Source organism: Mesorhizobium sp. M2E.F.Ca.ET.209.01.1.1 (assembly GCF_004010375.2).
In the GTDB taxonomy this organism is placed as follows: domain Bacteria; phylum Pseudomonadota; class Alphaproteobacteria; order Rhizobiales; family Rhizobiaceae; genus Mesorhizobium.
In genome coordinates, this window is record NZ_SADP02000010.1 from 66,683 (window position 1) to 86,875 (window position 20,193).

General features: G+C 64.8%; 14 protein-coding genes. 8 read left to right on the forward strand and 6 right to left on the reverse strand.

Annotation, left to right across the window (positions count from 1 at the left end):
• Window positions 1–73: 73 nt before the first annotated feature.
• On the forward strand, window positions 74–1,798 hold the full coding sequence (locus tag EN852_RS19145; RefSeq protein ID WP_127876451.1) for a heparinase II/III family protein: 1,725 nt from the start codon (window positions 74–76) through the stop codon (window positions 1,796–1,798).
• Between the two features lie 112 nt (window positions 1,799–1,910).
• The gene (purH, locus tag EN852_RS19150) at window positions 1,911–3,527 is read left to right on the forward strand and encodes a bifunctional phosphoribosylaminoimidazolecarboxamide formyltransferase/IMP cyclohydrolase (protein ID WP_127876452.1); all 1,617 of its coding nucleotides are present in this window, start codon (window positions 1,911–1,913) and stop codon (window positions 3,525–3,527) included.
• Between the two features lie 138 nt (window positions 3,528–3,665).
• On the opposite strand, the gene EN852_RS19155 is transcribed toward purH, so the two are convergent.
• Entirely contained in the window at window positions 3,666–5,054 is a 1,389-nt protein-coding gene (locus EN852_RS19155) for an MFS transporter (RefSeq protein WP_127876453.1), read from the reverse strand.
• A gap of 273 nt (window positions 5,055–5,327) precedes the next feature.
• Window positions 5,328–10,106 (reverse strand): NAD-glutamate dehydrogenase, encoded by a 4,779-nt coding sequence (locus tag EN852_RS19165; protein ID WP_127876454.1) that lies wholly within the window; start codon window positions 10,104–10,106, stop codon window positions 5,328–5,330.
• A 126-nt stretch (window positions 10,107–10,232) separates the two neighbouring features.
• Here EN852_RS19165 and EN852_RS19170 point away from each other — a divergent pair, with 126 nt between their 5' ends.
• Both EN852_RS19170 and EN852_RS19175 read left to right on the forward strand, forming a co-directional pair.
• Entirely contained in the window at window positions 10,233–10,796 is a 564-nt protein-coding gene (locus EN852_RS19170) for a peroxidase-related enzyme (RefSeq protein ID WP_127865905.1), read from the forward strand.
• 121 nt (window positions 10,797–10,917) lie between these two features.
• A complete protein-coding gene (locus EN852_RS19175) occupies window positions 10,918–11,241 on the forward strand; it encodes a YciI family protein (RefSeq protein ID WP_127865906.1) in 324 nt (107 codons plus the stop codon).
• A gap of 50 nt (window positions 11,242–11,291) precedes the next feature.
• Here the strand turns inward: EN852_RS19175 and EN852_RS19180 are convergent, their stop codons facing one another.
• Entirely contained in the window at window positions 11,292–11,903 is a 612-nt protein-coding gene (locus tag EN852_RS19180; RefSeq protein WP_127876455.1) for a LysE family translocator, read from the reverse strand.
• 600 nt (window positions 11,904–12,503) lie between these two features.
• On the opposite strand from EN852_RS19180, the gene EN852_RS19185 reads away from it, so the two are divergent.
• Window positions 12,504–13,130 carry a DUF1062 domain-containing protein gene (locus EN852_RS19185; protein WP_127876456.1) on the forward strand — a complete coding sequence of 209 codons (627 nt, stop codon included), beginning with the start codon at window positions 12,504–12,506 and terminating at the stop codon, window positions 13,128–13,130.
• A gap of 174 nt (window positions 13,131–13,304) precedes the next feature.
• Here EN852_RS19185 and typA read toward each other — a convergent pair whose 3' ends face one another.
• Window positions 13,305–15,134, reverse strand: coding sequence for a translational GTPase TypA (gene typA, locus EN852_RS19190; protein WP_127876457.1), 1,830 nt, complete (start codon window positions 15,132–15,134; stop codon window positions 13,305–13,307).
• Window positions 15,135–15,348: 214 nt separating this feature from the next.
• Here typA and EN852_RS19195 point away from each other — a divergent pair, with 214 nt between their 5' ends.
• Window positions 15,349–15,618 (forward strand): hypothetical protein, encoded by a 270-nt coding sequence (locus EN852_RS19195; RefSeq protein ID WP_246694328.1) that lies wholly within the window; start codon window positions 15,349–15,351, stop codon window positions 15,616–15,618.
• Between the two features lie 219 nt (window positions 15,619–15,837).
• Here EN852_RS19195 and EN852_RS19200 read toward each other — a convergent pair whose 3' ends face one another.
• Together EN852_RS19200 and EN852_RS19205 are read right to left on the reverse strand one after the other, a co-directional pair.
• Complete coding sequence (locus EN852_RS19200) at window positions 15,838–17,412, reverse strand: alkaline phosphatase (RefSeq protein WP_127876459.1); 1,575 nt, start codon at window positions 17,410–17,412, stop codon at window positions 15,838–15,840.
• A 138-nt stretch (window positions 17,413–17,550) separates the two neighbouring features.
• Window positions 17,551–18,834: an MFS transporter gene (locus EN852_RS19205; RefSeq protein WP_127876460.1), complete on the reverse strand. Its 1,284-nt coding sequence runs from the start codon at window positions 18,832–18,834 to the stop codon at window positions 17,551–17,553.
• A 78-nt stretch (window positions 18,835–18,912) separates the two neighbouring features.
• Between EN852_RS19205 and EN852_RS19210 the strand changes: the two genes are divergently transcribed.
• Both EN852_RS19210 and EN852_RS19215 read left to right on the forward strand, forming a co-directional pair.
• A complete protein-coding gene (locus tag EN852_RS19210) occupies window positions 18,913–19,521 on the forward strand; it encodes a TetR/AcrR family transcriptional regulator (protein WP_127876461.1) in 609 nt (202 codons plus the stop codon).
• A 45-nt stretch (window positions 19,522–19,566) separates the two neighbouring features.
• On the forward strand, window positions 19,567–20,157 hold the full coding sequence (locus tag EN852_RS19215) for a hypothetical protein (RefSeq protein WP_127876462.1): 591 nt from the start codon (window positions 19,567–19,569) through the stop codon (window positions 20,155–20,157).
• Window positions 20,158–20,193: the final 36 nt, after the last annotated feature.

The window sequence follows — 20,193 nt, forward strand, 5'->3', positions numbered from 1 at the left end:
GCGAATTCCGCCTTCGCATAAGTTCTTGAATCGCATAAGCTTGTGCTTGGGTTACGGGACATCAGGAGGGCTTTTGGCACTTGTTGCCGGCAACACGACGCGTCTATGGACGCTCGTCGCGAAGGAGTTCTGGCGCAAGACGCGCCGGCGTTTGCGCGCCGGTCCGGTCTATCGCTGGCGCTATTCCGGCCGCACGCCTGAACGCGTCCTGATCGCCCCGCCGGATTTGCGGCTCGCCGATCCGCAAATCGCGCTGGAGATCTATTACGGCCGCTACCCGCTGTCCGGCCATCTGGTCGAGACCGGCGGCACCTCCCCCTTTCAGCTCGACGTGCCCAATCGCGGCTGGCAGAAGTCGCTGCATGGCTTCCGCTGGCTGCGCCATATGCGCGCCGCCGGCACCGAGCTCGCCGCCGCCAATGCGAGAGCCCTGGTGACCGACTGGATTGCCATGCACGGCAACCAGATTTCCGGCGTCGCCTGGGAGCCGGGAACGACGGCCAAGCGGGTCATCGCCTGGCTGCAGCATTCCTCGGTGGTGCTGCAGGGCGCGGAATTCCCGTTCTATCGCGCCTTCCTCAAATCGCTCGCCGTGCAGATCCGCTACCTGCGCTCGATGGCGCGTGAGATGCCGGATGGCGAGGCCAGGCTGCGCGCCCGCATCGCGCTCGCCTTCGCCGCGCTGTCCCTGCCGGCGCCGGCCTCGGCGCTGCGTTCCGCGACGCGCAACCTGGCTGAGGAGCTGGAGCATCAGATCCTGCCCGATGGCGGCCACATCTCGCGCAAACCGATGGCGGTGCTGGAGCTGCTGGCCGATCTCCTGCCGCTGCGCCAGACCTATGCCAACCAGGCCGAGGCGCCGCCGGCGGCTTTGATCGGCGCCATCGACCGCATGTTGCCGGCGCTGCGCTTCTTCCGCCACCAGGACGGCAGCCTTGCCCGCTTCAACGGCATGGGCGCGACCATCCATGACCGCATTGCCACCATCATGCGCCATGACGACACGGTGGGCGCGCCGCTGCTGCACGCGCCGCATTCCGGCTATGAGCGCCTTTCGATGGGCGGCGTGACGGTGATCGCCGACACCGGCCTGCCGCCGCCGATCGATGTCTCCAACGCCGCGCATGCCGGCTGTCTCGCCTTCGAGCTCTCGTCCGGTCGCCAGCACTTCATCGTCAATGCCGGCATCGACACGTACGGCGCCCCGGAATTCCGGCCGCTCGCGCGCGCCACCGCCGCGCATTCGACCGCGACGATCAACGATACCTCGTCGGCGCGCTTCAGCCATTCGCTGCGGGTCAGCGACCTTTTGGGCTCGCCGCTGATCGGCGGCCCGCAGCACGTGCCCTGCAAGCGCCTCGACCAGAAGGGCATGCAGGGGTTTGTCGCCCGCCATGACGGCTATGTCCAGCAATTCGGCTTCCTGCATGAGCGCGAGCTGAAGCTCGACACGAACGGCAACGTGCTTGCCGGCCGCGACCGGTTCCTGCGCCCGGGCAATGCCGCGATCCGCAACAATGGCCGCGACTTCGTCACGGTGCGCTTCCATGTCCACCCCGACATCACCCTTCTGCAGGATGACCACGACCGGCTGACGCTTGCCGCCGCGCAGGGCGACAGCTGGGTCTTCACCTGCGCCGAAGTGGTACCGGAGGTCGAGGAATCGATCTACTTCGCCGGCCTGAGCGGCCCGCGCCGCAGCCGGCAGATCGTGCTCGCCTTCAAGGCCTCGGAGATTGCCGAGGTCCACTGGCAGCTGACCCGCACCGATATCGCCGGCTATCCCGAAAACAACTGAGCCTGCCTGGCAAACGCGGCTGAGCGCCTGACCCCGGATTCACTTGATTTCCGGGGCTCATATGCTAGGGCCGGCCAACGTCCCTTCCAACAGCTCTGAAAGGCCGCCCGCCATGGCCGTGCCCACAAAAAACATTCCGGCGCCGGATCTCGTTCCGGTGCGCCGCGCCCTGCTTTCCGTCTTCGATAAGACCGGGCTGGTCGACTTTGCCAAGGCGCTCGCCGCCGCCGGCGTCGAACTGGTTTCGACGGGCGGCACGGCAAAGACCATCGCCGAGGCCGGCCTTGCGGTGCGCGATGTTTCCGAGCTCACCGGCTTTCCCGAGATCATGGACGGCCGGGTAAAGACCTTGCATCCTTCCGTGCATGGCGCGCTGCTCGGCATCCGCGACGATGCCGAGCATGCCAAGGCCATGCGCGATCATCACATCGAGCCGATCGACCTCGTCGTCTCGAACCTCTACCCGTTCGAGGAGGTCCGCCGCTCCGGCGCCGGCTATGCCTCGATCGTCGAGAACATCGACATCGGCGGTCCGGCGATGATCCGCGCGTCGGCCAAGAACCACGCTTACGTCGCCATCGTCACCGACCCGGCCGACTATGCTCCCGTCATCAACGCGCTGGAGATGAATCTCGGCTCGCTGTCGCTCGATTTCCGCAAGAAGCTAGCGGCCAAGGCCTTTGCCCGCACCGCAACTTACGACGCGGCGATCTCCAGTTGGTTCGCCGAGGAACTCCAGATCGAGCACCCGACATGGCGCGCTTTCGGCGGCCGTCTCGACCAGGTGATGCGCTATGGCGAGAACCCGCATCAGAATGCGGGCTTCTATCTCTCGGGCGACAAGCGGCCGGGTGTCGCCACCGCCAGGCAATTGCAGGGCAAGCAGCTCTCCTACAACAACATCAACGACACCGATGCCGCCTTCGAGTTGGTCGGCGAGTTCGATCCGGCCCGCTCGGCGGCGATCGCCATCATCAAGCACGCCAACCCTTGCGGTGTCGCCGAAGGCTCGTCGCTGAAGGCAGCCTACGCCAAGGCGCTGGCCTGCGACCCGGTCTCGGCCTTCGGCGGCATCGTCGCCATGAACCGCATCCTCGACGCCGAGGCGGCGGAGGAGATCGTGAAAACCTTCACCGAGGTGATCATCGCGCCGGACGCCACCGACGAAGCCGCCGCCATCGTCGCGGCCAAGAAGAATTTGCGACTGCTGGTCACCGGCGGCCTGCCCGACCCGCGCGCCGCCGGCACGACGGTGAAGTCGGTCGCCGGCGGATTGCTTGTGCAAAGCCGCGACAATGCTGTGGTCGACGACCTCGAATTGAAAGTGGTGACCAAGCGCGCGCCGACATCGGCCGAACTGGCCGATCTCAAATTTGCCTTCCGCGTCGCCAAGCACGTGAAGTCCAACGCCATCGTCTATGCCAGGGACGGCGCAACGGTCGGCATCGGCGCCGGCCAGATGAGCCGCGTCGATTCCTCGCGCATCGCCGCCCGCAAGGCGCTCGACGCGGCGGAAGCGGCGGGCCTCGCCGAACCACTGACCAAGGGTTCGGTGGTTGCCTCGGACGCCTTCTTCCCCTTCGCCGACGGGCTGTTGTCGGCGATCGAGGCCGGCGCCACGGCTGTCATCCAGCCCGGCGGCTCTATGCGCGACGACGACGTCATCGCCGCCGCCGACGAGCATGGCATCGCCATGGTGTTCACCGGAGTCAGGCATTTCAGGCATTGATGCTCGACACGGAGATGCTTCAAGAATTCGCTCCGCTGAGTCGATTGGTGCGGTTTTCGAGAACCGGAGCGGAGCGGACATTCAGTCCGTGAGCACCGGAAGCGCAGAAAACCGCGGCAAGCGGCCGGCGGAGTAGAATTATCGAAGCATCTCCTTCGGCTTGTCCGCCGGGTAAGGCGTCCCTGCCAGGATCGCCATGCCGATACCGAGGAACAGGATGATCGCCGCCATGCCGAGCCGTGGCGAATCGCTCATCGTGGTGATGGTCGCCACCATGAACGGCGCCAGGAAGCTGGTCGCCCGCCCCGCCAGCGCATAGATGCCGAAATAGCGCCCCGACTCCGCGGCGGTGACGCTGCGCGCCATGTAGGAGCGCGACGAGGCCTGCACCGGTCCGAAGGCGAGGCCGATCAGCAAGCCATAGAGGATGTAGGCCTTTTCCGCCGCGGTGCCGAACAGTCCGCCGGAATCCGCTGTCGGCAGCGGGATCAGGCCGAGCAGCGTGAAGCCCGGGCCGGTCGAGACGACGCCGATCGTGGCGACCGACAGCATCACCAGCGAGATCATCACGACATGCTTCGAGCCAAACGCCGTGTCCAGCCGGGCTGCGATCCAGCAGCCGAAGATGGCGACGATGTTGAGGATGATGCCGAACAGGCCGATCTCGGTGATCGACCATTGGAACATGCCGGCTGCGAAGGTGCCGCCGAGCGCCAGCAGCGCATTGACGCCGTCCTGATAGATCATCCGGGCCAAAAGGAAGCGCAGGATGCCGCCGCGCTGGCGCACTTCGGCAAGCGTCGACTTCAGCTCCGACAGGCCCTCGCGCACCGCCGGTCCGATCGGGATGCCCTTGGTGGCGTCGGGCGTGAAGAAGAACATCGGCAGGATGAACAGGAAATACCAGCCGGCCGACATCGGCCCGGTGAAGCGCGCGTCCTCGCCGAGCTTCGGGTCGAGCCCGAACAATGGGTCAAGGCCGATGAGCGTCTTGCCGGTTTCCAGATTGCCGGCCAGGAACAGCACGACGAAGATCAGCGCCACCATGCCGCCTAGATAGCCGAGCCCCCAGGCAACGTTGGAAATGCGGCCGATCTCTTCCTTCGGCACCAGCCGCGGCATCATGGAATCGTTGAACACGGTCGAAAATTCCGCCGCCACCGAAGCCAGCGAGAACAACAGCACAACCAGGAACAGATTCGAGCCGGGTGCGGCGAACCACAGCAAGGTGAGGCTGACGATCTTGATCGTCGCGAAGAAGGCGATCCATGGCTTGCGCGGCCCGGTCTGGTCAGCGATCGAGCCGAGCACCGGTGACAGTACCGCGATGACCAGGCCCGCCGCGGCAATGCCGTAACCCCAGGCAGCCTGTCCGGCGGTCGGGTCGCTCGCCATGCGCGAGACGAAATAGGGGCCGAAGATGAAGGTGGTGACGACGGTGAAGAAAGGCTGCGCCGCCCAGTCGAAGAACATCCAGCCCCAGATGCCGCGCCCCGATGCCCGTTGCACTGTCTCTACTGCCGCCATGCTGATTCCCTCGGGCCGTCCGCGTCGGGCGTCATGTCTGCATGTTTTGAGGCAGCGATGCAAATGAACAAGCGCTAGCCGGCGCGCCTGGGTTCCTCGCCCCACGAAGTGGGGAGAGGTGGCTCGGCGAAGCCGAGACGGAGAGGGGAATGCGGCGACCTCCGGCAGACCGGTCAAAGAAGGTCTCCGCCCTACGAAGTCCCCTCTCCGGCCGCTTCGCGGCCACCTCTCCCCAGTCTGTACACCTTGGCGGGGCGAGGAACCCAAGCGTATTCACATCCCCGTCAGGTCGGTCATCAGGCCGGACGCCACCGACAGCCGCGACACGGTGATGTCGCCGCCTTCGGTCAGCGCCTGAAGCCGCTCGCGGATGCGGGCGACGCGCTCGCCACCGGCCTCCAGCCACGCCGCGACCGGATCCGCCGCCGTGCCGTGTGCGGTCAGAGCCGCCACCGCGATGCCGCGCCGCGCGACGCCGATCGTGTCGGTGGCGCGCGACAGCGCCAGCTGGTCGTAATAGTCGGGCGGCATGATCGAGCGCGCAGCTTCCTCGACGCGCGGGATGCGGAAGGCATCGCTGACGGCGAAGAAGGCCTTGGCGGCGCTGACGATGTCGGCGTTGGCGGTGCGCGCGGTGAGCGCGACGTCGGGGATCAACTCGGCCACCTCGGCCAGGGCAAGTTGCCCGGCGAGCTTCTCCGGCGCGCCGCCCTTGAACAGGCCGTGCCGCCGCTCCTCGATCCGCTCGCGCGAGAAAGCCGGCAGCAGCGAGGCCAGCTTCGGTTCCAGCGCCTTGCGGGCCTCCTGCAGCTCGGCGATGCGCTGGCCGAGCGGCTCGGCGCCGGCTTCGTTCTTCAGGTACCAGCCGCTGGTCACAAAGATGAGCCGGCTGACGGATTGGTAGAGATCGAGCTGGGTCTGCCCGTCGATCTGGTTGTCGAGCGCGTCGATCTCGCGATAAAGCGCGGGCAACGCAAAGCCGTCGCGGACCACGGCGAAGGTGCGCACGACATCGGCCGCCGGCCGCCCGGTGGCTTCCTGCAGCCGGTTGACGAAGGATGGTCCACCGCGATTGACGAGATCGTTGGCGACGACCCGCGCGATGATCTCGCGCCGCAGCCTGTGGTCGCGGATCTCGCCGCCAAATTTCTTGGCCATGCGCTCCGGGAAATAGCCCATCAGGTCGCGGTCGAAATGCGGATCGTCCGGCACGTCGCTGGCGACGATGTCGGAGAACAGCACGATCTTGGCATAGGCGAGCAGCACGCCGAGCTCGGCCCTGGTCAGCGGCTCGCCGCGCGCCTCGCGCTCGGCAAGCGCCGCCGGCGAAGGCAGCGTCTCGACGGCGCGGTCGAGCAGGCCGCGCGCCTCCAGCGCCGTCATGAAGCGGGCCTGGTGCGCGATGTCAGCCAGCCCCCGCTTGCGCGCCAGCGACAGCGCCAGCGTCTGCTGGTAGTTGTTGGAGAGCACCAGCGCGCTCACCTCGTCGGTCATCTCGGCCAGCAGCTTGTTGCGCGCCGGCCGCGTCAGCGAGCCTTTGCGCATCGCCGAGGCCAGCGCGATCTTGATGTTGACCTCGACGTCGGAGCAGTTGACGCCGCCGGAATTGTCGATGGCGTCGGAGTTGCAGCGACCGCCATTCAGGCCGAACTCGATGCGCGCCCGCTGCGTGACGCCGAGATTGGCGCCCTCGCCGATCACCTTCGCGCGCACATCGAGTGCGGTGACGCGGATGGCGTCGTTGGCGCGGTCGCCGACATCCTGATTGCTTTCGCCGGAAGCCCGCACATAGGTGCCGATCCCGCCGAACCACAGGAGGTCGACCGGGGCCTTCAGGATGGCGTTCATGATCTCGACCGGCGTCGCCGTGGTCTTGGATAAGCCGATCGCGGCGGCGGCCGCTTGGGGCAGCGTGATCGATTTCTGGCTGCGCGAGACGATGACGCCGCCTTCCGACAGCTTCGACTTGTCATAGTCCTGCCAGGACGAGCGCGGCAGCGCGAACATGCGCTGGCGCTCCGCCATCGAAGCGGCCATGTCCGGATCGGGATCGATGAAGATGTCGCGATGGTCGAAGGCGGCGATCAGCCTGGTGGCCGGCGACAACAGCATGCCGTTGCCGAAAACGTCGCCCGACATGTCGCCGACGCCGACCACGCTGAAGGGCGTGGTCTGGATGTCGCGGTTGATCTCGCGGAAATGCCGCTTCACCGCTTCCCAGGCGCCCTTGGCGGTGATGCCCATCTTCTTGTGGTCGTAGCCCGCCGAGCCGCCGCTGGCGAAGGCGTCGTCCAGCCAGAAGTGGTGCTTCTCGGAAATCGCGTTGGCCGTGTCGGAGAAGGTCGCCGTGCCCTTGTCGGCGGCGACGACGAAATAGGGATCATCAGGATCGCGCCGCACCACGCCGGCCGGCGGGATGACCCCGTCGACTCCGATATTGTCGGTGATCGAAAGCAGGCTGGAGACGAAGTTCTTGTAGGCCGAGGTGCCGGCCTCGAAGATGGCGTCGCGGCTGCCGCCGGCCGGCAGGCGCTTCGGGAAGAAGCCACCCTTGGCGCCGACAGGCACGATGACCGCGTTCTTGACCTGCTGCGCCTTCACCAGCCCCAGCACCTCGGTACGGTAGTCCTGGGCGCGGTCCGACCAGCGCAGGCCGCCGCGCGCCACCGGGCCGAAGCGCAGATGCACGCCCTCGACCTCTGAGCCATAGACGAAGATCTCGCGCCATGGCCGCGGCGCCGGCAGGCCTTCGACACCTTGCGAGTCCAGCTTGATCGCCAGCGACTGCCCCTTTGCTTTCGTATCGGCTACGAAATGATTGGTGCGCAGCGAGGCTTCGATGAGGTTGAGGTAGCGGCGGATGATGGTGTCGTCATCGATATTGGGCACCTCTTCCAGCGCATCCTTGATCTTGGCCTTGAGGTGCTTGGCCGCGACCGCGCCGTCGCCTTCCGCCGTCGGCCCGAGCCGGGCGACGAAGAGCGAATGCAGGCCGCGCGCGATCTCCGGATAGCGGTTGAGCGCCGCGGCGATGAAATCCTGGCTCTGTGGAATGCCGGCCTGCTGCAGATAGCGGCCATAGGCGCGCAGGATGGTGATCTCGGCCGACCAGAGGCCGGCGGTCTGCGCCAGGACGTTATAGCCGTCATTGTCGACATCGCCGCGCCAGACGGAGAGGAAGGCGTCCTCGAACAGCGCCCCACCATCGGCGAGGTTGATTGCGGTGCCGTAGCTGTTCTCCAGCTCCATGTCGTGAATGAACACCCGATCGGCCGGATCGCCGCTGACCTCGAAGGTGCGCTCGCTGATGACGCGGAAGCCGATATTCTCCAGCACCGGCACGCGCCGCGACAGCGCCACCGGGCTGCCATGGTGGTAGATCTTCAGCGCCGCCTGGTTCGTCTTCTGCCCGGCATGGCGGTAATAGTCGATCGCGATCGGATTATCCGCGCTGATCTTGGCGATGCGCCCGGCATCGGCCAGCGCCACGGCGGCGGAGAAGGTGTCGCGATAGCTTTCGGGGAACCGCGCCGCGATCGCCTTCAGCGCCGGATCGCTGCCGGCCGCTTCCGCGGCTTCGGACAGTGCGTCCTCCCAGGTCCGCACGATGTCGCGGATCGCCGCCTCGATCGTCGACTGCTCGACCTTCGGCGTTTTGCCGCCGGAGCGGCCGATGATGAAATGCACGCGCGCCAGCCCGCCTTCCGGGAAGGCCGGGTAATAGGCCGACAGCCGGCCCTCGAACACGGTCTTGAGATAGGCGCCGATCTTCTCGCGCACGACGCTGTCATAGCGGTCGCGCGGCACGAAGACGAGGATCGAAACGAAACGATCGAACTGGTCGACGCGCACCAGCGCCCTGATCCGCGGCCGCTCGACCAGGCCGAGGATGGCGTTGGCATGCTTTCTGAGGACCGGCACCGGAACCTGGAAGAACTCATCGCGCGGATAGCTTTCCAGCACATTGATCAGCGCCTTGCCCGAATGGTCGTTCGGATTGAAACCCGACTTGGCAATGATCGTCTCGGCCTTTGAGCGCAGATAGGGGATCTTCATCACCGAGCGCGTGTACGCGGTCGAGGTGAACAGGCCGACGATGCGCAGTTCGCCCGCGAGCGCGCCTTTTGGCGTGTAGGTCTTGATGCCGACATAGTCGAGATAGATGCGGCGGTGCACCAGCGACTTGGCGTTCGCCTTGGTGACGATCAACGGCTCCGGTCCGTGCAGGAAGGCGCGGATCTCCGGCGTCGTCGTCACCGCCTCGGTGCCGCGCCGCAACACCAGCACATCGGGATCCGACAGGATGCCGAGGCCCGGCTTGTCGGCGCGCTCCAGCGTGCCGCTCTCCTCGCCGCCGACATATTTGAACTCGCGCATGCCGAGGAAGGTGAAATTGTCGTCGCGCAGCCATTCGAGGAAGGCGATCGCCTCGGCAACGCTCTTCTTGTCGAGCGGCACCGCGGAATAGCGGAACTCGGAAATCGCCTGGTCGAGGCGGGCGAGCATACGCTTCCAGTCGACGACCGCGGCCCGGACCTGGGAGAGCATCTTGCGCAGCCGCTCGGTAAGGCTCTTCGCCTCTTCGGCGGTCAGCCTTGGAATGTGGACGTGGACGACGCTCAGCCTGTCGTGCTCGTCATCCTCCTTGCCGCCATCGCCAAGCACCTCGACCACACCGTTCTTGCCGTGGCGTACGGTAACGATCGGATGGGTGACCAGCGTCGGCTCGCCGCTTGTCTCGGTGATCTCGCCGAGGATGGAATCGAACAGGAACGGCATGTTGTCGTTGACGACGGTGACGACGGTGACCGGCCGGCCGTCGCAGGCAACGCCCGAATCGGCCTCGACGGCGACGACGCTTTCGCCCTTCCTGTGCCTGGCCACCGCTTGGGCGGCGAGCGCGCCGGCGCGTTCCAGGTCGGCCGCGTCATAGGCCGCGATATCCTCGGCGGGTGCCCGCGCAAGCAGATAGTCGGCAAGCCTTGCGGGCTTCTCCTCCGCTTTCGCGGCGGCTGCCGCTTTCTTCCTCGGCTTGGATTTCACGCTGGCCATGACGCTTATTCCTCCCGTCTTATGCTTTTGCGGCTATCGTAGCAGATGACCGCCGTTTCGCGACAAAGGTTTGACGACGCATTAAAAAATTCGAACCGACGCCGTTGGCTTGCAAGGAGAAACCATATGACCGGCAAAATAACCGCGCTCGACCTCGTCCAGGCGGAGCTCAGCGAGGCGACGAAAGCCTATTTCGCCAAGTGCGAAGAGAAGCTCGGTCTCGTGCCCAACGTGCTGCTCGCCTACGCCTTCGACGAGAAGAAACTGCGTGCCTTCACCGACATGTACAACGATCTGATGCTGGGCGATTCGGGCCTGTCCAAGCTGGAGCGCGAGATGATCGCGGTCGCCGTCTCCTCGATCAACCATTGCTATTATTGCCTGACCGCGCATGGCGCGGCGGTGCGTCAGCTGTCGGGCGAGCCGGCGCTGGGCGAGATGATGGTGATGAATTTCCGCGCCGCCGACTTGTCGGACCGCCAGCGCGCCATGCTCGAATTCGCGGTCAAGCTGACGGAAGAGCCGGCCAGGATCGTGGAAGCCGACCGCGCCACCTTGCGCCAGGCCGGCTTTTCGGACCGCGATATCTGGGACATCGCCGCGACCGCCGCCTTCTTCAACATGTCCAATCGCGTGGCCGCCGCCGTCGACATGCGGCCCAACGCGGAATACCACGCCATGGCAAGGTGACGGCCACGATTATATTAGCGAGTTCGAATTTTTCGTTGCCGACCCCGCCTTTTGGTCCGATGATCAACGATTGCGGCGCGGCCGCATGCCGGTTCGACGCTGCCGACAAGGGAGAGAGAACATGGCGAAATTTCTCTATGTCTATCATGGCTCCGGCAAGATGCCGACCGATGAGGCCGAACGGAAAGCGGCTATGGATGCCTGGACCGGCTGGTACGGCAAGCTCGGCTCGGCCGTGGTCGATGGCGGCAATCCGGTCGGTATGTCGAAGACTGTGCTGCCGAGCGGCAAGGTCGAGAACAATGGCGGCAGCAATCCGACAGCCGGCTACACCGTCGTCGAAGCCAGGGACATCGACGACGCCGTCGCCAAGGCCAAGGACTGCCCGATCCTGATGGACCCCGCCTTCAGCGTCGAGATCGCGCCGATCATCGAAATGATGTGAGGTAAGAGGTTCAGGCCGCCCGCGCGCGGGCACCCTGACCTGAACATCAACTACCGAGCGGCGATCGCCGCCGCGGCGCCCGCCATCGTCGTGGCGCTGACGCGGTTGGCGATCTTCATGGCGCGCTTGCTCTTCAAGAGCCGGCGCGCCTGGGAAGCGGCCAGCACCCAGGCAAGATCGATGACCACCAGCACGATCGCCATCGTGAGCGTCAGTTCGACCCAGCCGAACACACTGACCGAGGCAAGATCGATGATGGTCGGCAGCAGCGCCAGGTAGAACATCATGATCTTCGGGTTGCCTAATGTCACCGCCATGCCGGCAAAGAATAGCTTCACGGGCGAATCTTCGCGCGGCATCTCGCCTTCCTTGGCCTCGACCGGCGCCGTCCACATTTTGAACGCCAGATAGGTGAGATAGGCAACGCCGACCCATTTCACGACGACGAAGGCGTAGTGAAAGGTCTGCGCCACGACGGCCAGCCCGAATACCGCCAGCGACAGCCAGATCGCCTCGCCGATCCACATCGCCAGCAGGAACGGGAAGACGTCGCGAAACCCCTTTGAGATCACCCGTGCCACGAGTGCGGCGATCGACGGCCCGGGCGAGCCGGCGGCGACGAACAAAGCGGCGGCGAAGATCAGCAGCGAGGCGAGATGCATGGGGGCGTTTCCTACGGGATAGAAAGAAACGATAGCCGATCGGAGTAGATTTGGCACGCCCAGCAAGGCGCGATCATCGATCAAGGCGACAATAACTGCCAACGCCGGCGCCGCCCCTCATCCGCCCTTGTCCCCGTAAACGGGGCGAAGGACACTCTCATGGCTGCTTTCGCCAATCGCCACCGTTGCAAGAAAGCGCCGGCGTCGCGGCCAGCCTTCTTCTCCCCGTTCACGGGGAGAAGGTGCCGGCAGGCGGATGAGGGGCAGCGCCAACGCCGACAATTGCTGCTCTTGCCGTTCCCTTGAGCCTTGGCTAGAAGATCCGCCCGACATCTATTTTCGAGCATCGCTTTGCCTCAGTAACCGCCGGTCTCGCCAACTCCTCCGAATGCATCGCAGGCGCAGCTTTAGCGGCCCTGCATCTATTCACGTGTTCTTCAGGCGGCGGTTCGAGACCGGTTTGGCATTGCTGAGCCGCCGCGCGTAATCCGCGCCGACGCCTGACTTCCGAACAGAACAGTCTTCGCCACGCCGTGCCCATGAAGGGCATCTCGGACATTGCCGGCCTGACGGACTTCCCGGCGGGAAGGGCCTACCGGCATGTCTTCTACCTTGCGTGTCCGCTGGACGATCGCACCCGCAATCGCGCCACGACCTCTGATCAACTGCAACCGTTGCGGCGACATCAAACCCTATCGATGCAGCGAAAAATTCCGCGTCAATGCCAATGGCAAGCGCATCGACGTCTGGTTGATCTATCGCTGCGTGAGCTGCGACAACTCCTGGAATTTCACCATCCTGGAACGGCGAAACCGCCGCGATATCGAGCCGGCGCTGCTGACGGCGCTTGAAAGCAACGATCCGGCGCTTGCTCGCTGCTTTGCCTTCGATGCCGCCGCGTTGCGCAACCGGGCCGGGCGGGTCGAGGAATCTCCTGATGTCACGGTCCGAAAGAGGCTGATGGACGGAGAGCCGGGACACGCCGACGCGCTCGCGCTCGAGCTTCGGCTGGAGGGGACGACGCCTTTGCGGCTGGACCGCCTGCTTGCCGGCGAGCTGGGCCTTTCGCGGTCAAGGCTCCAGACCCTGGACGACCGAGGGCTACTGACCATCGAACCGGATGGCGCGAAAGCCTTGCGCAAGCCGGTTCGCGACGGCCTGGCGGTGCGCATCGATCTGGCCGAGGAGGCGGATTGCCCCGCTATCCTGTCGGCAGCGTGCCGCTAGATCGTGATGGCGTTTCGTTGAATCGCCATCACGATCCAGCTCTTTGTTGGAGCATGATCTTTGTCCGAAAACCGGTTCCCAAGTTTCGCCGACGCGGACCTTCGGTTCGGGATCATGCTCTGAAACGAAAAGAGGGAGCCGATGCTCCCTCTTTTGAACCCTTGGCTGAAAAGCTTACGCCGCGCCCATGACCTTGGCGGCCTTCTCGAAACGCTTGCGCTCGTTCGGGTCGAGATAGAGCTTGCGGAGCCGAATGGTCTTGGGCGTCACCTCGACCAGCTCGTCGTCCTGGATCCAGGCCAGCGCCCGCTCCAGCGTCATGCGGATCGGCGGCGTCAGCTTCACCGCCTCGTCCTTGCCGGCGGCGCGGATGTTGGTGAGCTTCTTGCCCTTGAGCACATTCACTTCGAGGTCGTTGTCGCGGCTATGGATGCCGATGATCATGCCCTGATACACCTTGACGCCCGGATCGATGATCATCGGGCCGCGGTCTTCCAGGTTCCACATGGCGTAGGCCACCGACTCGCCCTGCTCGTTGGAGATCAAGACGCCATTGGTGCGGCCGGGCAACTCGCCTTTGTAAGGCTCATAGGCGAAGAACAGCCGGTTCATCACTGCGGTGCCGCGCGTGTCGGTCAAAAGCTCCGACTGGTAGCCGATCAGGCCGCGCGTCGGCGCATGGAAGACGAGGCGCTGGCGATTGCCGCCGGACGGACGCAGCTCGACCATCTCGGCCTTGCGCTCCGACATTTTCTGCACGACGACGCCGGCATGCTCCTCGTCGACGTCGATGACGACTTCCTCCACCGGCTCGAGCAGCTGGCCGTCATCGCCCTTCTGCATGACGACGCGCGGACGCGACACGGCAAGCTCGAAACCCTCGCGGCGCATCGTCTCGATCAGCACCGCAAGCTGCAATTCGCCGCGGCCGGAGACGAAGAAGGAGTCCTTTTCGGCCGATTCCTCGATCTTCAGCGCGACATTGCCTTCGGCCTCGCGCAGCAGGCGATCGCGGATGACGCGGCTGGTCACCTTGTCGCCCTCGGTGCCGGCAAGCGGGCTGTCATTGACGAGGAAGGACATGGTGACCGTCGGCGGGTCGATCGGCTGCGCGTGCAGCGGCTCGTTCACCGCCGGGTCGCAGAACGTGTCGGCGACCGTGCCCTTCGACAGGCCGGCGATCGCCACGATGTCGCCCGCCTGGGCCTCGTCGATCGGCTGGCGCTCGAGGCCGCGGAAAGCGAGGATTTTGGAGACGCGGCCGGTCTCGATCTGGGTGCCGTCATGGTGCAGCACCTTGACCGCCTGATTGGCCTTCAGCGTGCCGGACTCGATGCGGCCGGTGATGATGCGGCCGAGGAACGGATTGGCTTCCAGGATGGTGCCGATCATGCGGAACGGGCCGGGATGCACCGTCGGCGCCGGCACATGCTTGACGACGAGGTCGAACAGCGGCGCCAGGCCCTGGTCCTTCGGACCTTCGGGATTCTCGGAAACCCAGCCGTCGCGGCCCGAGCCGTAGAGGATCGGGAAGTCGAGCTGCTCGTCGGTGGCGTCAAGCGCGGCGAAGAGGTCGAACACCTCGTTGACCACCTCGACATGGCGGGCGTCCGGACGGTCGATCTTGTTGATGACGACGATGGGCCGCAAGCCCACCTTCAGCGCCTTGCCGACGACGAACTTGGTCTGCGGCATCGGGCCTTCGGCGGCATCGACGAGCACGATCGCCGAATCCACCATCGACAGGATGCGCTCGACCTCGCCGCCGAAATCGGCGTGTCCGGGGGTGTCGACGATGTTGATGCGGGTGCCGTGCCAGTCGACCGAGGTCGCCTTGGCCAGGATGGTGATGCCGCGCTCTTTTTCGAGGTCGTTGGAATCCATGGCGCGTTCGGCCACGCGCTGGTTGTCGCGGAAGGCGCCGGACTGTTTCAGAAGCTGGTCGACCAGCGTGGTTTTGCCATGGTCGACGTGCGCGATGATCGCGATATTGCGGAGGTTCATTTTTCTGGTCTCGGGAACGTTGCAGGCAGCAGGCTTAAAAAGCGCCGCCTTTTTCGGTTGCGCGGCTCATACAAGGTTTTTCGCAATTGCGAAAGGGGAGGCCCGACCCCAAATAAATGGTCACTGATTCTTAAACGTCTTGGTGTGAAATGATTCTGTTAACCAAGGCGGAACCTTTGAGGGGCCGGGCGATTTGATGTTTATGACCGATCAGATGTCCAGATTGCGTCCGGTTTTCGCGTGGGCGGCGCTTGGACTGCTCGTCGCGGCGGGCGCCGCGCAGTCGGCGGCCGCGCTCAGGCAAGCCGATCCGATCTCGCCGCCCGATGCCCAAACGGCGCAGCAGATGTTCGCCGATGCCCCCGATGGCGTCGACCCGATCGTCACCGGCCCGGTCAGCGCTGCCTTCAAGCAGCGCCAGAAGGATGCCAACTGCGACGCTGCGGTTTGGCCGAACATTCCCCGGGCTTGCTATCCGGACTGACGCCCTTCATCGCATTCCGAATTAAGATCGCCACGGCGCTTGACGCCACGGGATGTATCGACGCGGGCCGGCGGCCCAGGGTGCGTTGAGATTCAGGTCAGGCCGAGCCGAGAACGCTGGTTGCCGAGAACCGGAGCGGAGCGTACTCGAAGTACGTGAGCACCGGAAGCGCAGGAAACCAGCGTTCGGAGGCCGGCGTCACCTGAATATTAACGCAGCCTAAGCCGATCGCACCGGATCCAGCGTCACCTTGTAAAGCTCATTATCGTCGCGATCCATCAGCCGCACCGTCAGCTGTTCCGTGGCACCCGAAATATCGACCAGCCCGAAAAACTGCAGGCCTGCCGACGGCGGCAGGTTCTGGCCCTGCTCGGCGGTCGGCGCCTTGATGAACTTCAGCTCCGGCCCGAAGGTCATGTCGAGGTCGTTCGGGCCGAACGTGCCGGCATGGATCGGGCCGGAGACGAATTCCCAGAACGGGTTGAAATCCTGGAACTGCGCCTTGTCGGGGTTGTAGTAATGCGCCGCCGTGTAGTGCACGTCGGCGGTGAGCCACACCGTGTTGGTGATGCCGGCAGTCTTGATGAAGCGCAGCACATCGGCGAATTCGAGCTCGCGCCCCTTCGGCTTGCCGTTGTCGTTGTTGCTGACGGCCTCGAAGCCGACCTTCTTCGCCGCATCGTCCCATACGACGAGGCTGAGCGGCATGTCGGCGGCGATGATCTTCCAGGTCGCCTTGGAGTTCGCCAGCTCCCGCTTCAGCCACTTCGACTGCTCTTCGCCGATCATGCGCGACCTCGGCGTCAGCGTTTCATCCAGGTTGGCGCCGTTCGGGCCGCGATAGGAGCGCATGTCGAGGAAGAACACGTCGAGCAGCGGCCCATGCGAGATCTTGCGGTAGACACGGCCCGGCTCCGACGGCTCGTAGCGGATGGTGGTCATCTCATGGAAGGCGCGCGCGGCCCTGGCCGCCAGCACATGGATGGACTTTTCCTTGTAGCGGTCGTCCTTGCTGAGGTCCTTCGAGTCCGACCAGTTGTTCAGCACCTCGTGGTCGTCCCACTGGTAGAAGGTCGGGCAGATGGCGGAGAGGGCAAGCACATGCTTGTCCATCATGTTGTATTTCCACTGGTCGCGATACTCGTCCAGAGTCTCGGCGACCTTGCGCTTGCCGTCGAGCATGACGACGTTCTTCCACTTGCCGCCGCCAGGCAGGTCGACCTCGTCCTTCAAGGCGCCGTCAGCATAGATCGTGTCGCCGGAATGCAGGAAGAAGTCCGGCGTGTGCTTGGCGATGGTCGAATAGGTCTTCATGCCGGTCTCGTCGATGCCCCAGCCCTGGCCGGCGGTGTCGCCCGACCAGGCGAAGCGCACGTCGCGCTTCGACGACGGCGCGGTGCGGAAACGCCCGACGATCGGCTCGGAGACGGCATTGATGTCGGAAAGATCGGCCGCGACCATGCGGTAGAAGATGTCCTGGTCGGAGGCGAGATCGGTGAGCAGCCGCTTCGCCGTGTAGTCGCTGGCCGGCGAGGTATCGAGCGCAGCCAGCCTTGTGGCGTTTGCAAAACTTTCGGTGGTCGACACTTCATACATCACGCGCGCCGGCCGGTCGGTACGCGTCCACACCATGCCGGAGGTGGCGTCGACATCCCCGGACTGCACGCCATGGGTGAAGGCCGGCCGCTGGCTGGCGCGGGAATAATAGGGCAGCGCCAGACCGGAGGCGCCGACAAGGCCGAAGGCGCTGGCCGAGGTGACGAAAGCGCGGCGGGTGAAGGAAAGCTTGTTCATGGCTGTCTCCGGATGGCATTGAACGGGACCGCCAAGCTCTCGCCTCAATGTTTCAGGCGTGTCTCGGAACCATGAAGTTTTGATAACAGGTGCACAGCGGAACTGCTGATCTCCCCCCTTGTGGGGGAGATTGGCAGCTCAGACCATCTGCGGCTCCGGCTCGAACGCCGGCTTGGTCGTGTTGATCAACAGCGAAATACAGGCCGCCGCGATGCCCGTCATGCCGGCGATGAGGAAGGCGAGCTCATAATTGCCCTGCAGCTCGCGCATCGTTCCGCCAAAGGCAGCGGCCGCCGCGGCGCCTACCTGGTGGCCGGCGACGATCCAGCCGAACACGATCGGCCCGCTGCGGTCACCGAAGGCCTCGTTGGCAAGCCTGAGCGTCGGCGGCACGGTGGCGATCCAGTCCAGTCCGTAGAGCACGGCAAAGATGATCAGGCTGATTCCCGAAAAGCCGGAATAGGGCAGGTAGATCAGCGACAGGCCACGGATGGCATAGTAGACGCCGAGCAGCTTGCGCGGATCGAAGCGGTCGGTGAGCCAGCCGGACAACGTCGTGCCGATCAGGTCGAAGATGCCCATCAGCGACAGCAGACCGGCCGCCTGGACTTCGGGAATGCCCATGTCGCCGCAAAACGCGATGAGATGCGTGCCGACGAGACCGTTGGTGGTGAAGCCGCAGATGAAGAAAGTGGCGAACAGGTACCAGAACACCCTGGTGCCGGCGGCGCGGCGCAGCGTGGAGAGCGTATGCGCCAGGAAATTGCCCTGCGATGCCGGCGACACCGGCGGCACGTCGTCGGCATCGGCGCCGTAGCGCACCTGGCCGATCGAGGCCGGACGCTCCGGCACCATCAAATACACCAGCGGGATCAACGCGGCGGTGGCGATCGCGATAGCGATGGCGACAGGCTTCCAGCCGCCCGCTTGAGCGAGCGAAGCGAGCAGCGGTAGGAACACCAGCAGACCGGTTGCGCTGGAGGCCGACATCAGCCCCATCACGAGCCCGCGATTGGTCTTGAACCAGCGGTTGACGATGGTCGCGCCGAGCACGGTTGCGACGGCGCCCGAGCCAATGCCGGAAAACACACCCCACGTGATCAGCAGATGCCACGGCTTGGTCATCAGCAGGCTGAGCGCGGTCGAACCCGACATCACCAGCAGTGACGCAAGCAAGGTGCGGCGCAGACCGATCCGCTCCATCAGCGCTGCGGCAAACGGGCCCGTCAGGCCATACAGGAAGATACCGATCGCGGCAGCGAGCGAGACGACGTCGCGACGCCAGCCGAAGCTCTCTTCCAGCGGCAGCATCATGACGGAGGGCGCGGAGCGCAGCCCGGCGGCGATCAGCAGGCAGAGAAAAATGACGGCGACGACGACGAAGGCGTAGCGCTGGCCAAACGGACGGGATTGAGCTATCATGTTACTGACCGGTACGTTGCAATGGGATCGCGCCATACATACGTACCGGTCAGTAACATTGTCAAGCGAGTTGTTTGCATGCCGTCGGACAAAAAAATTGAAACGTCGATCAGCGAGACCCCGGCTCCAAGGGCGGCGGACAAGATCCTCGACGTGGCGCGCGACCTTTTTTATCGCGAGGGCATCAGGGCGATCGGCGTCGACGAGATCGTCAGGCGCGCCGGCGTCACCAAGCCCAGCCTCTACCGCAGCTTCCCGTCCAAGGATGAGCTCGCCGCCTCCTATCTGCGCAAATACGACCTGGAATTCTGGGAACGCTTCGACGAGGCTGTCGACGCGCATCCGGGCAATCCGCGCGCGCAGATCGTCGCCTTCCTGACCCGTGTCGGCAAACGCACGCAGAAGCCGGATTACCGCGGTTGCGGCATGACCAACGCCGCTGTGGAATATCCCGAGCGCGGGCATCCCGCGCGCATCGTCAGCGAGAACAACAAGCAGGAATTGCGCCGGCGCCTGCGCGCCATGGCCGCCGCGATGGGCGCCAGCGATTCCGACACGCTGGGCGACGGCCTGCTGCTCCTCATCGAGGGCGCCTATATCAGCGGCCAGCTTTTCGGCCGTGGCGGACCGGCGGCGGCGGTCGCCCGCAACGCCGACCTCTTGATCGAAGCCAGCTTGAAGAAATAGCGAGCGGCGTTACGCTTCCGGCAACTCGAAACGGAGTTGCCCGCGATGCGTGCCCTTCTGATCCCGTTTGCCCTCGCCGGTTTCTGCCAGGCGGCCCAGGCCGGCGAAATCTCCAGCGCCTACACCGATCTCGACTCGAAGAAGGACTGCGTGACCTATGCGCAGGCCGCGGAAGGCGACGGCGACTGGGCGGACCTCGTCTGCTCCGGCTATCGCGGCTACCCGGTGCTTATCGGCTACGACGACGCTCGCGAATCCGTCTATTACGGCTTTCCGTCGGACGACATGACCGCGATCTGGGAGAGCTTCACCGCCTTCAACGGATCCGGCCCGAAAGTGGAATGGCGCATCGAGACCAATGGCGACATCGCAATCCCCTTCGCCGCCATCCATCGCCGCTCCGTCAGCAATCCCGAGGACGACAAGAAATCGACCGATGTGCTGGTTGTCGCCAAGGTCGCGCAACCGGAAGAGCATCAGGGCTGCACCGTCGGCCTGGTTTTGGCCACCGGCAACCCACAGGCCAACGATCAGGCGCGCAAGCTGGCAGATGAGAAAGCCAAGACCTTCGTCTGCGGCAAGGACAAGCGCGAAGTGATCGGCGACGTGCCTCCCTTCGGCCGGGTGGATAACTGACAGGCGGCCAATCATTGGGCCAACACCGGATTGGGT

What these genes read in the sequence shown, in the direction of transcription:
- purH (WP_127876452.1), top strand. Translation starts at nt 1,911, where the DNA reads ATGGCCGTGCCCACAAAAAACATTCCGGCGCCGGATCTCGTTCCGGTG.
- EN852_RS19155 (WP_127876453.1), bottom strand. Translation starts at nt 5,054, where the DNA reads ATGGCGGCAGTAGAGACAGTGCAACGGGCATCGGGGCGCGGCATCTGG.
- EN852_RS19165 (WP_127876454.1), bottom strand. Translation starts at nt 10,106, where the DNA reads ATGGCCAGCGTGAAATCCAAGCCGAGGAAGAAAGCGGCAGCCGCCGCG.
- EN852_RS19170 (WP_127865905.1), top strand. Translation starts at nt 10,233, where the DNA reads ATGACCGGCAAAATAACCGCGCTCGACCTCGTCCAGGCGGAGCTCAGC.
- EN852_RS19175 (WP_127865906.1), top strand. Translation starts at nt 10,918, where the DNA reads ATGGCGAAATTTCTCTATGTCTATCATGGCTCCGGCAAGATGCCGACC.
- EN852_RS19180 (WP_127876455.1), bottom strand. Translation starts at nt 11,903, where the DNA reads ATGCATCTCGCCTCGCTGCTGATCTTCGCCGCCGCTTTGTTCGTCGCC.
- EN852_RS19185 (WP_127876456.1), top strand. Translation starts at nt 12,504, where the DNA reads ATGTCTTCTACCTTGCGTGTCCGCTGGACGATCGCACCCGCAATCGCG.
- typA (WP_127876457.1), bottom strand. Translation starts at nt 15,134, where the DNA reads ATGAACCTCCGCAATATCGCGATCATCGCGCACGTCGACCATGGCAAA.
- EN852_RS19195 (WP_246694328.1), top strand. Translation starts at nt 15,349, where the DNA reads ATGTCCAGATTGCGTCCGGTTTTCGCGTGGGCGGCGCTTGGACTGCTC.
- EN852_RS19200 (WP_127876459.1), bottom strand. Translation starts at nt 17,412, where the DNA reads ATGAACAAGCTTTCCTTCACCCGCCGCGCTTTCGTCACCTCGGCCAGC.
- EN852_RS19205 (WP_127876460.1), bottom strand. Translation starts at nt 18,834, where the DNA reads ATGATAGCTCAATCCCGTCCGTTTGGCCAGCGCTACGCCTTCGTCGTC.
- EN852_RS19210 (WP_127876461.1), top strand. Translation starts at nt 18,913, where the DNA reads ATGCCGTCGGACAAAAAAATTGAAACGTCGATCAGCGAGACCCCGGCT.
- EN852_RS19215 (WP_127876462.1), top strand. Translation starts at nt 19,567, where the DNA reads ATGCGTGCCCTTCTGATCCCGTTTGCCCTCGCCGGTTTCTGCCAGGCG.